We start from the raw sequence: 12988 nt of genomic DNA, 5'->3' as shown, positions 1-12988 counted from the left end.
ATTTAACTGAATGAGTTAGTTAAAAAAATTGCAGTTGCCGCACCTGCGCTTTCAGCAAAATCGTGCGTTCAGAATCGAGTAAGGACAGTGCCGATGCGGCCTCCTGGCGCTGTGCGACCAGCAGTGCTTTACGGCCCGAAAGCGCCCGTGCGTGGCAAATATCCGCCTCATTGCGCTTCTCTGTGAGCTGCATCCGTAATGCATTCAGGGGTAAATCGACCTGCATCAACAACCTTTGCAACGCACCCGTTGCCGAAGAGAGCGGGCGATGGGCAAAGGCAAACCCGGCCAGTTCCTGCCAGTCATCATTATTAAGGGTAGTCTCTGGACTGACGGTAAGGGGTAACTTTTCCCCTTTCCAGGCATCAAGCCAGGGTAAATCTCGCGCCAGCCTGCGCTGCTCATTGGCGGCAAGCGCCTGTCCTGCCGCCGTCAGCGGCAATACTGCCATGGCGGTATAGCAACCACTGCTCGCCTCCCGGTGGCTGCCAAGCCTGACCAACTGGAACCCGCATCGCTGCCAGAAATGCCACAGCGAAGCCGTATAGCCGAAACTCACCGAGAGGTAATCGCAGCCCGTGACATGCTGGCGGGCATGCGTAATTAACGCCTGTCCAAGCCCTTCCCGCTGACGTGACGGATGGACGGCAATGCGGCTCACGCGTAAACCGCGCAACGTCGCAGCAAGCGGGCTGCCACCGTGAGCCGCCAGCGACTGCGCCACCAGATTCCCACGAGGACGACGAAATCCCGCCCAGACAGCCTGGCTGAGTCCGGCTGACAATCCCCCCTCCTCCACCAGCCAGAGCGCTGCCAGTAATGCATCCGGCGTTTTCGTGAGCCAGAAATGTTGCCCCGGCGCATCCATCATACGCCGCAAATCCAGAGGAGAGGTGCGGTAATGGGCGCTGGCAAGCAGCCGATAGAGTGCAGACGGAAGTGAGGGGTCCGTGGACCATGCGGATTGGTCAAGCGAAAGGATTGTCGCCTCGCCCGTCGGTTTCGTCAGTGCCGACGCATCGTCAAACAACAATACCCTGTTGATAAACGCTTCCAGCGGGCAGCCTTCCGCCCAGCGCAGGGGAGTGTGCAACTGGCGGTGTATGAGATGGGGAAAACCGGCACAGAATTTTAATAAGAAGCCCTGCCCGGTCCCTTCGTAACCTTGTACCGTGGTGGTCAATAATACATAACGGAACGCCGAGACGAGCGTCGTCAACAGCGGCCCCGGAATGGCTGCCGCTTCATCGACGACTAACCACTCTGACAGCGGCTCCCTCCGGGCAATGCGTGCGAGTAACGCATCCGGGGCAATAAAAGTCATCTCTCCGGCATAGTGTGCCAGTACATCCGTTGCAGAACGTCCCGGTGCGGTAACAATGGCCGACGTCGCCAGACGCGCAATGTGCATACCCGCCAGGGCTGACTTCCCTCGCCCGCGCGGTGCCGTTACCACCATGACACCCGGCGGCATCGCGGCAAGTTCAGCCAGAATCGCTCGCTGTTCCTCTTCGGGCGCGCCTGTCGCGGCATGCCAGGCGGGGCGCGCAGAAAAATCAGGGGGACGGAATGGATGTGCGTGCGACCAGAGCATCACGTTTTCGTCTTGCCGCAGCGCCCGGCAAAAGTGTTCAACAAAGCGCGGCGTGGCAATCGGCTCGGCGGTGTCACTCCAGCGACAACTGTCGTTATCAGGCCGTTGCGCCCATGCATCAAGCGGCGGCGTAAGGAGGACCAAAAAACTGCCCGGTTTCAGCGTGCCGCTGAGCGCCGCGAGCGCGGCGACATCAAAACCGTAACGGGCATCCAGCACGGCATGGGTGAATTCGCGGCCAAGCAAGGTGGTGAGCGCACGCGGCGCGCAGTGTAGCGGCCAGTCTGTTGATTCACCTACCCACAGCCAGTCGCCGGGTAATGAGACGCGAAGGTGATTGGCCTGTTGCAGGCACACCTCACCTTCACCCGCGATAACCAACAAACGGCGGATCCCCTGATCCGCCATTTGGGCACTTAATGCAGTTAATGACATTCAGATGTCCCGGCACCGAACACTAAAGCGTACCGCTAAATGTATTGCACTGGGCTGGGTCGCCGCTGTCCATTCCGCGTTTGAACCAGTTATAACGCTGTTCGGAGGTGCCATGGGTAAACGTGTCGGGGATAACCAGCCCCTGGCTACGTTTCTGCAATCGATCGTCGCCCATTGCGGTCGCGGCGTTCAGCGCCTCTTCCAGATCGCCTGCATCCAACACGCCTTGTTGTTGCATGCTGTGTCCCCAGACCCCGGCATAGCAGTCGGCCTGCAATTCCAGACGTACCGACAGCGCATTGGCTTCGGTTTGTGACGCGTTTTGCTGGAGCTGGCGTACTTTAGCCTCGGTACCGAGTAATTTTTGCACGTGATGGCCGACTTCATGAGCAATGACATACCCCTGAGCGAAATCACCGTTCGCCCCAAGCTTGTGCTTCATGTCGTCATAAAAGGAGAGATCGATATAGACTTTACTGTCCGCCGGGCAATAAAACGGCCCCATAACGGATTGACCGGTACCGCAGCCCGTTGTCACCCGGTTACGGTACATCACCAGTTTGGGTTGCTGGTAATGGCGCCCCATTTTCTCGAAAAGTTGCCCCCAGGTGTCTTCTGTCGTGGCGAAGATAACACTGGTGAATTTCGCCGCTTCATCTTCCTGCGGGCTGATGGAGCGCTGCTGAGAACTGTTGTCGACCGGTTCCCCGGTGATAAGGCCCGTTAAATCCACACCGTAGTAACTGGCGAAAATCACCACCACCAGCAGTATGATGCCGCCCTTACCGCCCGGCAAACGAAATCCTGGCCCCCGAATAACGGGTCCGCCCGATTCATCGCGCCGGTCTTCAATATTGTTGCTTTCACGACGCCCTTGCCAGCGCATAACCACCTCATTATCTAACGTATTAATAATGATCGTAGGCGGTTGCGGGGAGGATTACCATAAGAAAAAAGAGGCAAGGAACCAGAGGATGCGCGCATCCCCCGGTTTGCTGCGGATTATCGCTTAGTCCAGCTTAACACCCAGGCGATGGGCAACGGCTTCGTACGCTTCAATCACGCCACCCAGGCTCTGGCGGAAACGGTCTTTGTCCATTTTTGCCAGCGTTTCTTTATCCCACAGACGGCTACCGTCCGGTGAGAATTCATCGCCCAGAACCACTTCACCTTTGAACAGACCGAACTCCAGTTTGAAGTCGACCAGGATCAGGCCTGCGTCATCAAACAGTTTTTTCAGTACATCGTTCGCTTTGTAAGTCAGCTCTTTCATGCGCGCCAGGTTCTCTTTGCTCACCCAGCCAAACGTTTCACAGTAGGAGTCGTTCACCATCGGGTCATGCATGGCATCGTTTTTCAGGAACAGATCGAACAGCGGCGGATTCAGCTCGATACCTTCTTCAATTCCTAAACGTTTTACCAGTGAACCCGCAGCACGGTTACGCACCACACACTCTACCGGTACCATGTCCAGCTTTTTCACCAGGCATTCGGTATCGGACAACAACGCTTCCATCTGAGTTGGGATACCCGCTTCTGCCAGTTTGCTCATAATGAAATGGTTGAATTTGTTGTTAACCATGCCTTTACGCTCGAACTGCTCAATACGCGCGCCGTCCCCTGCTGACGTATCATTGCGGAATTCGAGCACCAACAGGTCCGGGTTTTCCGTGCTGTATACGGTCTTCGCTTTGCCACGATACAACTCAGCTTGCTTTTGCATCTTTGTCACTCCAGGTGTGATGATTTAACTAAAAAAGCTATTTTACACCGACGCACACGTTTGCGTCAGCCAAATAAAAAAAGGCCGGAGGTATCCGGCCCTTATTCTTACTTGTTAAACGCGGCCTCAAACGCTGCCACCAGGGCGTCGTTTTGCGACTGCGTTAACGTATGACCTTTCGGGTCAATAAACTGGAGGCTACTGCGGTTATCTAAATCACCGACCTGCAGTTTATAGTCGCCAGACGCCAGGCCCGGGTCACGCGCGCCCAGATCGCGCCATGCGCTATCGGACAACGGTTTGTAGGTGACGGCCATGCTACCGGTAGAACGGGTGCTGTCGGTCACTTTCATGCCCACTTTTTCCAGTACTGTCGGCAGACGCTGCCACACTACGTTGAACGGACCACGCACCACCAGCATCGGCAGACCGGTATCATCCGCGCCGGACTGAACATCAAGCGACTTCACGCTGCGGTTTTCGGCGGCAGCCTGAGCGTCAGTGGATGTTTTATCCAGGCTCTGGGAGATAACGTTCAGCATTTCCGTGCTGTAGCGCTGTAACGATGCGCTATCTGCAACCGGCTTACCCGCCTGCTCCAGATTTACGAGTTTAACGGTCACCGCCTGCTGATAACCCTGCGGTTTCACCGAGATTTGATAACGGCCACGATACTGCTGATCTTCATCGAGGCGGTTCCAGTCAACCCAGTCGGTCGTCAACGTCTGACTGGCGTCGTCACGCTTCGCGATGGCGTAGTTTTTCGCCTGGATAATGCTGACAACCTGCGGCCACAGGTTTGTGTTGCGGCCATTTTCAACCAATAGGGTTGCCGTATCGCCAGTAAACTGAGTGCGCGCACCCGTTACCAGTGCCAGCGGCTGCGCCGGCGGACGGATATCCAGCTCTTTACCCACAGCACCACTGCCGTTAGTGGCAGGAATGTTATATTCGCCATTCTGCACCGGCAGGATCATGCCGGCTGGCGCATGAAGTTCCGCAAGCGGCGCGGCATCCAGATAGGACTCGTCACCACTGACCTGACGTTTGTAGCGTGAATCCGAACTGCAGGCAGCGAGTAACATTACAAATGAAACTCCCGCCACCTTCGCCAGGCGCGACTTCTGTACTGAGTAAGCCATCAAATCTCCCTAAACTTTACAGCAATCCGGCATGCTTAAGCGCGGAGCGAACCACTTCACGACCGTGATCGGTGATCGGTGTCATCGGCAGGCGCAGCGTATCGGTTGCCACAAGCCCCAACTCCTTACATGCCCATTTCACCGGGATAGGATTGGGTTCGACAAATAGTTTGTTGTGTAACGGCATCAGGCGCTTGTTGATCACACGCGCTTCGGCGAACTGCCCTTCCGCTGCCAGTTTGCACATGTCGGCCATATCACGTGCCGCCACGTTCGAGGTAACGGAAATAACGCCGTGACCACCGAGTTGCATAAAGTCCATCGCGGTTGCATCGTCGCCGCTGAGCAGCAGAAAGTCATCTGAAACCAGCTCTTTGATCTGATGAACGCGACTTAAGTTCCCGGTCGCTTCTTTAATACCGATAATATTTTTAATTTCCGCCAGACGACCCACGGTTTCCGGCAGCAAATCGCAGCCGGTGCGCGATGGCACATTATACAGAATCTGGGGCAGATCGGTGTGTCCAGCGATGGCTTTGAAATGCTGGAACAGGCCTTCCTGTGTCGGACGGTTGTAATAAGGGGTTACTGTCAGACAGCCCACGACGCCGCTGTCATTGAAACGTTGCGTCAGGCTGATGGCCTCCGCGGTGGCGTTTGCGCCAGTCCCTGCGATAACAGGGATACGCCCGTCTGCCAGTTCCAGCGTCATCATCACCACATCCCCATGTTCTTCATGGCTGAGCGTGGCGGATTCGCCGGTCGTTCCTACAGAAACAATCGCCGATGTTCCACTGGCGACATGGTAATCAATCAGTTTTTTCAGGCTTGGCCGACAGACTTTACCGTTATCATCCATTGGCGTAACAAGCGCGACTATACTTCCCGTGAACATGGGCCATCCTCTGTGCAAACAAGAATCTCAATGGTACGTGTGGTGCTGTAATAAAAGCAAGTGACGTGAGGCGTTCCGGCGGTTGTATGCCGGTTTTTTTTATGCTTTCCTTATGATTATCTCAGGTTTGACAGGAAGCACAGGTTTGACTGCCTCATCACAACATTTTCTGGTTATTACTGCGCTGGGTGCCGACAGGCCGGGTATCGTTAATACCATCACGCGCCACGTCAGCAGTTGCGGTTGCAACATTGAAGACAGTCGTCTGGCTATGCTGGGAGAAGAGTTCACGTTTATTATGCTGCTCTCCGGCTCATGGAACGCTATTACGCTGATTGAATCAACGTTGCCGCTTAAGGGCGCAGAGCTGGATTTATTGATCGTGATGAAGCGTACCGCCGCACGCCCTCGCCCTGCCATGCCTGCCACCGTCTGGGTTCAGGTTGAAGTCCCTGACTCGCCGCATCTGATTGAGCGTTTTACTGCCTTGTTCGACACCTTTCAGATGAATATCGCTGAGCTGGTCTCCCGCACACAACCGGGCGACGCCACCAGGGCCGCGCAGCTTTTTATTCAGATAACCGCTCACAGTCCTGCCTCGCAGGACGCATCAAATATTGACCAGGCATTCAAAGCCCTATGTACAGAATTGAATGCACAAGGCAGTATAAACGTGGTCAACTATTCACAGCATGATGAACAGGATGGAGTTAAGTAATGAATCCACTGAAAGCCGGTGATATCGCACCGAAATTTAGCTTGCCGGATCAAGACGGAGAACAAGTAAATTTGGCCGACTTCCAGGGACAGCGTGTTCTGGTGTATTTCTACCCGAAAGCGATGACGCCAGGCTGTACCGTCCAGGCATGCGGCCTGCGCGATAACATGGATGATTTGAAGAAAGCGGGCGTAGAAGTGTTGGGTATCAGCACTGACAAACCGGAAAAACTTTCCCGTTTTGCCGAAAAAGAGCTGCTGAACTTCACGCTGCTGTCCGATGAAGATCACCAAATTTGCGAGCAGTTTGGCGTCTGGGGTGAAAAGACCTTTATGGGCAAAACCTACGACGGCATTCACCGCATTAGTTTCCTTGTCGACGCCGATGGCAAAGTCGAGCATGTTTTTGATGATTTCAAAACCAGCAATCATCACGACATCGTGCTCAACTGGCTGAAAGAGAACGCCTAAGCGGGCTCAAATTGCATCACCCCTCTTCCGGGCGTCCCGTCTAAGGCCGCCCTTGTTTTCTGTCTTTGCCTCTCCCGCCAATTATTTGAAGTTGATCACACTTTATCACTCATTTCGACACTAGTGCCGACAATGGCGACTTATCGCTCGCCCCTGACCATCACTTTTGTTTGCTCACCACCACAAAACCACGCAAATCACTGATAAATATTGATTTTAACATTTGGCATGACTTGTGCTTAAGAAGGCTCAACGATTTTCTCGCTTTCTTCTCAAGGAGCCGACATGAACCGCTTTGTGATTGCAGATCCCGAGTGGTGTATAGGATGCAATACCTGCCTTGCCGCGTGTTCGGATGTTCATAAGACTGAAGGGTTGCAGTACCACCCACGATTAACGCTGGTTAAAACGGACACCAAAACCGCGCCGGTCATGTGCCGACACTGTGACGATGCGCCCTGTAAACAGGTTTGCCCGGTGAACGCGATTTCCTTCAAGGATGACGCGGTCTATCTCAACGAAACGCTCTGTATCGGCTGCAAACTCTGCGGCCTGGTCTGTCCGTTCGGTGCGATTACCCCGTCAGGCAGCCGTCCACTCAACATTCCTGCACGCTACGAAAACTTCGTTCCGGAAGAACAACTCCGGGATGTTCCCGCCAGCCCGCCGACCATGCAGCCGTTTTTACGCTGGAATGCGGGTGTACAGACTATCGCCGTCAAATGCGACCTCTGTCACTTCCTGCCGGAAGGTCCCGCCTGCATCAGATCCTGTCCGACACATGCGCTGCATCTGGTACAGGAAGACGCGCTCAATAAACAGTTGAAAGCGCGCCGGCTGCTGGCCGCGCTCAACACGACGGACATGACCTTCGACTCTTCTTCACCCACGCCGGAGCAACGCTAATGGATGCCCTGCAATTATTGATGTGGTCAATCTTGTTATATGTCGCTGGCGGCGTCGCGTCACTGTTACTGGCCCGCCAGGAGGATCTGGCGATTAAGGTCGCCGGTCTGTCGGCGATGGCGGGCGGCTTACTCGGTCTGGCGAGCGCCGTCACCGGGTTAACGGGTGCGCAGACGCTGCACTGGCAGGCCGTCGGCCCCTTCGCGTTTGCCCATTTTATCGTGCGGATGGACAGTCTGGCGGCCTTTATGGTGCTGGTGATTTCCCTGCTGGTGACCGTCTGCGGCCTCTATTCGCTCTCCTACGTGCGCGAATATGTCGGCAAAGGTGTCGGCGCGATGGGCTTCTTTATGAACCTGTTCATCGCATCGATGGTCGGTCTGGTAGTGATGGACAACGCGTTCTGGTTCATCGTGCTGTTTGAAATGATGTCGCTGGCCTCCTGGTTTTTGGTCATCACCGATCAGGACGACGAATCCATTCACGCCGGTCTGCTCTACTTCTTTATCGCCCACGCCGGGTCGGTACTGATCATGGTTGCCTTCTTCCTGATGTGGCGCCAGAGCGGCAGCCTGGATTTCGCCAGCTTCCGTGAGTTGTCGCTATCACCGGGCGTCGCCTCCGCCGTCTTCCTGCTGGCGTTCTTCGGTTTTGGCGCCAAAGCGGGGATGCTGCCACTGCACAGTTGGCTACCGCGCGCGCACCCGGCCGCGCCGTCACACGCGTCGGCATTAATGTCGGGGGTGATGGTCAAAATTGGTATCTTCGGGATCATCAAAGTCGGTATCGACCTGCTCGGACATAGCGGTATTCCGCTGTGGTGGGGTGTGGTGGTGCTGGCCTTCGGCGCGGTGTCGTCGGTGCTTGGCGTGCTCTACGCGCTGGCAGAGCATGACATCAAACGCCTGCTTGCCTGGCACACGGTTGAAAACATCGGCATCATTTTGATGGGCGTCGGCGTCGGCATGGCTGGCATTGCGCTCCACCATCCGGTGATCGCCGCCGTCGGTCTGCTCGGCGCACTCTTCCATCTGCTCAACCATGCGCTGTTTAAAGGGCTGCTGTTCCTCGGCGCCGGGGCGATTATCTTTCGTCTGCACACACGGGATATGGAAAAAATGGGCGCGCTGGCCAAACGGATGCCGTGGACCGCAGGCGCGTTCCTGATTGGCTGTCTGGCCATTTCCGCCATGCCGCCGCTCAATGGCTTTATCAGTGAATGGTATACCTACCAGTCGCTGTTCTCCCTCACCCGCGTGGACGCCATTATTCCCCGGCTGGCAGGCCCCATCGCCATCGTCATGCTGGCTATCACCGGCGCACTGGCCGCGATGTGCTTCGTCAAAGTTTACGGTGTGAGTTTCTGCGGTAACGCCCGCAGCGAAAAAGCCGACCATGCCCGGGAAGTCCCCTGGCCGATGGTGATTGCCATGTGTCTGCTGGCGCTGTTCTGCGTACTGGCAGGCGTCGGGGCGAATCTGGTTGCGCCACACCTGCTGCACATTGCCCAGTCGCTTTCCTCCCAGCAAACGCTGGCCGTGGCGCAAGGCGCAACACTGATGCCAGGTGACGCACAGCAGGCAGTGCTGACGCCCTCGGTGGTCTTCCTGCTGCTTATCGCGATGCCCATACTGCCGGGCCTGTTCTGGTACATCAACCGTCACACCCGTGGCAACTTCCGGCGCACCGGTGATGCATGGGCATGCGGCTATGCCTGGGAAAAAGGGATGGCCCCGTCTGCCGGCAGCTTTACGCAGCCCCTGCGCGTGGTATTTGGCCCACTTTATCGCATGCGTAAACAGCTCGATCCTGCCCAGCCGTTACAGCGCAGCCTGGGGGGCGTAACTATTGCTGCCACCCGCACAGAGCCGTTCTGGGACGACAAAATCATCCTGCCACTGGTCGGGATAACCAAACGCATTGCCCGTGCGGTGCAGTATCTGCAAAGCGGCGATTTCCGACTCTATTGCCTGTATGTGATCGCCGCGCTGGTGATCCTGCTGCTGACTATCGCCGTCTAAGGAGGGAGAGAAGATGATACAACCAACCCCTGACTGGTCACTGGGTCTGTTTGCCCTCTGCCAGGCGGCGTTTCTGCTGGCATTAACGCCATTATTTACCGGCATCTCCCGGCAGATTCGCGCACGGATGCACTCTCGCCAGGGTCCTGGCGTCTTACAGGACTATCGTGATCTGCAAAAACTGCTTAAGCGCCAGGAGGTGGCTCCGGCCTCGTCCGGCATGATGTTCCGCGTCATGCCCTGGGTGCTGCTGAGCAGCATGCTGGTGGTGGCGATGACATTGCCGCTGTTTGTGCGCACCTCGCCTTTCGCCGGTGCGGGCGACTTAATCACCCTGATTTACCTGTTCGCCCTGTTCCGCTTCTTCTTTGCGCTCTCCGGCCTCGATACCGGTAGTCCGTTTTCCGGGATTGGCGCCAGCCGCGAACTGACGCTCGGCATCCTGGTGGAACCGATGCTGATTCTCTCGCTGCTGGTGCTGGCGCTGCTGGCCGGGTCGACCAATATCGGCGCGATCAGCACCACGCTGGCGGCCGGTTGGGTCTCCCCTGTTGCCACGCTGCTGGCGATGCTCGCCTACGGATTCGCCTGTTTTATTGAGATGGGCAAAATCCCCTTCGACGTTGCAGAGGCGGAACAAGAGTTACAGGAAGGGCCGCTGACCGAATACTCCGGGGCAGGACTGGCGCTGGTGAAATGGGGAATCGGCCTGAAACAGGTGGTGATGGCCTCGCTGTTCCTGGCGCTCTTCTTCCCGTTCGGCAATGCCGGCTCGCTGACTGTCGGGGCCATGCTGCTTTCGCTGGTCATCACGCTGGTCAAATTACTGGTGGTGTTTGTCATTGCGTCAGTGGTGGAAAACTCGCTCGCTCGCGGGCGGTTTTTACTGACGCACCACCTTACCTGGCTCGGTTTTAGTCTCGCCGCGCTGTCATATGTTCTTTGGTTAACCGGTCTGTAAGGAGCGCTGAATTACTATGGAAACAATTGCCCTGACGACCCTGCTCCTGCCGTTTATCGGCGCGCTGGTCGTCTCTTTGGCCCCCAGACAGACCGCCCCCATGCTGTCCACCGTGTTCGCATTGCTGGCAACTATTGCCACGGTCGCACTGGCGGCGGGCTTTCATGCCTCAGGCAGCGAGGTTGTAGATATCCCGCTGCTTAGCGCCGGACAGATAGCGTTGTTCGGGATGACGGTAGACAAAATCAGCACCCTGATTCTGTTTGTGGTGGTCTTCCTCGGTCTGCTGGTGGCGCTTTACTCCACGGGATATCTGACCCGTGGCAATAAGGAACACCCGCACGATGGCAGCAATCGCTACTACGCATTCTTGCTGATTTTTATCGGCGCGATGTCCGGTCTGGTGCTCTCCTCCACGCTGCTGGGCCAGCTGCTGTTTTTTGAAATCACCGGCGGCTGCTCCTGGGCGCTCATCAGCTATTACCAGTCCGAGAAATCCCAACACTCGGCGATGAAAGCGCTGCTGATCACCCACGTCGGTTCGCTGGGCTTGTATCTGGCGGCGGCCACGCTGTTTCTGCAAACCGGCACCTTCGCGCTGAGCGCCTTAAGCCAGTTAAACGGCAGCGGCGCCTTAATCGTCTACGGTGGGATTTTGTTTGCCGCCTGGGGGAAATCGGCGCAACTGCCGTTGCAGGCCTGGCTACCGGATGCGATGGAAGCGCCGACGCCAGTCAGTGCATACCTGCACGCCGCATCGATGGTGAAAGTGGGCGTTTACATTTTTGCCCGCGCTATTTCCGAAGGCGGGCAGATCCCGGAAGTCATTGGCTGGGTCGGCGTCACCATGGCGACCATCACCCTGGTGTACGGTTTCCTGATGTACCTGCCGCAAAAAGACATGAAGCGCCTGCTTGCCTGGTCGACCATTTCTCAACTGGCGTGGATTTTTCTCGCTCTGTCGATGTCGATTTTCGGTTCGAAAATGGCCTTCAACGCGGGGATTGTTTACATCTTTAACCACGCCTTCGCCAAGAGCCTGTTCTTCCTGGTTGCCGGGGCACTCAGCTATAGCTGCGGTACGCGTATGCTGCCGCGTCTTCGTGGCGTGATGCGCACGCTCCCTATCGCCGGGATCGGCTTTTGCGTTGCGGCGCTCGCCATTACCGGTGTGCCGCCGTTCAACGGTTTTTTCAGCAAGTTCCCCCTGTTTGCCGCCGGGTTCGACCTCTCTGCTCAGCACCCCATTCTGCTCGCGGTGATGATCCTGGCGCTGGTGGAATCGGTCGCCAGCTTCGGCTGGTTTATCTACTGGTTCGGGCGCGTGGTGCCGGGTGAACCCAGCGAAGAGGTGGCACAGGCGGCACCGCTACCGTATGCCATGAAACTGGTGCTGGGGATTCTGGTGGTGATGTCGCTGTGCTCAAGTCTCATTGCCGCAGCGTGGATTGGATAAAGGGAGTCGAAGATGACGGGAACATTGGTAGTTAACAATCTGGCGGGGCTGATGATGTTCACCTCGTTATTGGTCACTTGCGCCAGACGCTACACCGTCTCCTGCTGGTTGTACGCCCTGCAATCACTGGTGCTGGTGTCGATATTTTTTACCCTCTCACAACTGCTGGATGCAGAACAACTGAGGATGTGGTCCATCAGCGCCTTCTTCACCAAGGTTCTGATGGTGCCGCTCATCATGGGTTATGCGTTTCGCAAAATGGCGCCAGAGGGTCAGGGAGAACGCCTGTTTGGCCCTGCCGCACTGGTGCTGATGGCCGCAGGCATCGTGCTGCTGTGCTGGTTTGTGGTGCGTCCGGTGCAGTTGCCGCTGGTCGCGCAACTTAAACCCGCGCTGGCGGTGGCGCTCGGCCACTTCCTGCTGGGGCTACTGTGCATCGTCAGCCAACGCAATATCCTGCGCCAGGTGTTTGGTTACTGCCTGATGGAAAACGGTTCGCATCTGGTGCTGGCGCTGCTGGCATGGCGTGCGCCGGAGTTGGTTGAAATCGGCATCGCTACCGACGCCATTTTCGCGGTGATCGTCATGACAATACTGGCGCGAAAAATCTGGCGTACCCACGGCACGCTGGACGTTAATAACCTTACGGCGCTGAAAGGATAACAAC

12 protein-coding genes are annotated in these 12988 nt (G+C 56.5%); 7 read left to right on the top strand and 5 right to left on the bottom strand.

Annotation, left to right across the window (positions count from 1 at the left end):
• Positions 1–19: 19 nt before the first annotated feature.
• From MRY16398_RS07320 to dapA, 5 genes are all read right to left on the bottom strand, one after another.
• A complete protein-coding gene (locus MRY16398_RS07320) occupies positions 20–2029 on the bottom strand; it encodes a tRNA(Met) cytidine acetyltransferase TmcA (protein WP_125124094.1) in 2010 nt (669 codons plus the stop codon).
• A 22-nt stretch (positions 2030–2051) separates the two neighbouring features.
• Positions 2052–2915 carry a KPN_02809 family neutral zinc metallopeptidase gene (ypfJ, locus tag MRY16398_RS07315; RefSeq protein WP_103245368.1) on the bottom strand — a complete coding sequence of 288 codons (864 nt, stop codon included), beginning with the start codon at positions 2913–2915 and terminating at the stop codon, positions 2052–2054.
• A 123-nt stretch (positions 2916–3038) separates the two neighbouring features.
• Positions 3039–3752 (bottom strand): phosphoribosylaminoimidazolesuccinocarboxamide synthase, encoded by a 714-nt coding sequence (gene purC / locus MRY16398_RS07310; RefSeq protein WP_039079709.1) that lies wholly within the window; start codon positions 3750–3752, stop codon positions 3039–3041.
• Positions 3753–3859: 107 nt separating this feature from the next.
• Positions 3860–4894 (bottom strand): outer membrane protein assembly factor BamC, encoded by a 1035-nt coding sequence (gene bamC / locus MRY16398_RS07305; protein ID WP_039079708.1) that lies wholly within the window; start codon positions 4892–4894, stop codon positions 3860–3862.
• A 16-nt stretch (positions 4895–4910) separates the two neighbouring features.
• The gene (gene dapA / locus MRY16398_RS07300) at positions 4911–5789 is read right to left on the bottom strand and encodes a 4-hydroxy-tetrahydrodipicolinate synthase (RefSeq protein WP_039079707.1); all 879 of its coding nucleotides are present in this window, start codon (positions 5787–5789) and stop codon (positions 4911–4913) included.
• Between the two features lie 145 nt (positions 5790–5934).
• Here dapA and MRY16398_RS07295 point away from each other — a divergent pair, with 145 nt between their 5' ends.
• The 7 genes from MRY16398_RS07295 (at position 5935) to hyfE (ending at position 12984) form a co-directional block, all read left to right on the top strand.
• Positions 5935–6507 carry a glycine cleavage system transcriptional repressor gene (locus MRY16398_RS07295; protein ID WP_197687997.1) on the top strand — a complete coding sequence of 191 codons (573 nt, stop codon included), beginning with the start codon at positions 5935–5937 and terminating at the stop codon, positions 6505–6507.
• Positions 6507–6977, top strand: coding sequence for a thioredoxin-dependent thiol peroxidase (gene bcp, locus MRY16398_RS07290; RefSeq protein WP_039079706.1), 471 nt, complete (start codon positions 6507–6509; stop codon positions 6975–6977). The genes MRY16398_RS07295 and bcp overlap by 1 nt, the downstream gene beginning before the upstream one ends.
• Before the next feature lie 285 nt (positions 6978–7262).
• Positions 7263–7883, top strand: a complete 621-nt coding sequence (locus MRY16398_RS07285; protein WP_110294611.1) for a 4Fe-4S dicluster domain-containing protein — start codon at positions 7263–7265, stop codon at positions 7881–7883.
• The gene (gene hyfB, locus MRY16398_RS07280) at positions 7883–9904 is read left to right on the top strand and encodes a hydrogenase 4 subunit B (protein WP_125124093.1); all 2022 of its coding nucleotides are present in this window, start codon (positions 7883–7885) and stop codon (positions 9902–9904) included. Before MRY16398_RS07285 ends, hyfB begins: the two co-directional genes overlap by 1 nt.
• A 13-nt stretch (positions 9905–9917) precedes the next feature.
• Complete coding sequence (locus MRY16398_RS07275) at positions 9918–10865, top strand: respiratory chain complex I subunit 1 family protein (RefSeq protein ID WP_125124092.1); 948 nt, start codon at positions 9918–9920, stop codon at positions 10863–10865.
• A 16-nt stretch (positions 10866–10881) separates the two neighbouring features.
• Positions 10882–12321, top strand: a complete 1440-nt coding sequence (locus MRY16398_RS07270; RefSeq protein ID WP_125124091.1) for a hydrogenase 4 subunit D — start codon at positions 10882–10884, stop codon at positions 12319–12321.
• 12 nt (positions 12322–12333) lie between these two features.
• A complete protein-coding gene (gene hyfE / locus MRY16398_RS07265) occupies positions 12334–12984 on the top strand; it encodes a hydrogenase 4 membrane subunit (protein ID WP_039079701.1) in 651 nt (216 codons plus the stop codon).
• The last annotated feature ends 4 nt before the right edge of the window (positions 12985–12988 follow it).

Origin of the sequence: Phytobacter sp. MRY16-398, from assembly GCF_003925915.1 — a bacterium.
GTDB lineage: Bacteria > Pseudomonadota > Gammaproteobacteria > Enterobacterales > Enterobacteriaceae > Phytobacter > Phytobacter diazotrophicus.
The sequence above is the reverse complement of the archived record's forward strand: the minus strand, read 5'-3'. Positions and strand labels throughout refer to the sequence as shown.

What these genes read in the sequence shown, in the direction of transcription:
- MRY16398_RS07320 (WP_125124094.1), bottom strand. Translation starts at nt 2,029, where the DNA reads ATGTCATTAACTGCATTAAGTGCCCAAATGGCGGATCAGGGGATCCGC.
- ypfJ (WP_103245368.1), bottom strand. Translation starts at nt 2,915, where the DNA reads ATGCGCTGGCAAGGGCGTCGTGAAAGCAACAATATTGAAGACCGGCGC.
- purC (WP_039079709.1), bottom strand. Translation starts at nt 3,752, where the DNA reads ATGCAAAAGCAAGCTGAGTTGTATCGTGGCAAAGCGAAGACCGTATAC.
- bamC (WP_039079708.1), bottom strand. Translation starts at nt 4,894, where the DNA reads ATGGCTTACTCAGTACAGAAGTCGCGCCTGGCGAAGGTGGCGGGAGTT.
- dapA (WP_039079707.1), bottom strand. Translation starts at nt 5,789, where the DNA reads ATGTTCACGGGAAGTATAGTCGCGCTTGTTACGCCAATGGATGATAAC.
- bcp (WP_039079706.1), top strand. Translation starts at nt 6,507, where the DNA reads ATGAATCCACTGAAAGCCGGTGATATCGCACCGAAATTTAGCTTGCCG.
- MRY16398_RS07285 (WP_110294611.1), top strand. Translation starts at nt 7,263, where the DNA reads ATGAACCGCTTTGTGATTGCAGATCCCGAGTGGTGTATAGGATGCAAT.
- hyfB (WP_125124093.1), top strand. Translation starts at nt 7,883, where the DNA reads ATGGATGCCCTGCAATTATTGATGTGGTCAATCTTGTTATATGTCGCT.
- MRY16398_RS07275 (WP_125124092.1), top strand. Translation starts at nt 9,918, where the DNA reads ATGATACAACCAACCCCTGACTGGTCACTGGGTCTGTTTGCCCTCTGC.
- MRY16398_RS07270 (WP_125124091.1), top strand. Translation starts at nt 10,882, where the DNA reads ATGGAAACAATTGCCCTGACGACCCTGCTCCTGCCGTTTATCGGCGCG.
- hyfE (WP_039079701.1), top strand. Translation starts at nt 12,334, where the DNA reads ATGACGGGAACATTGGTAGTTAACAATCTGGCGGGGCTGATGATGTTC.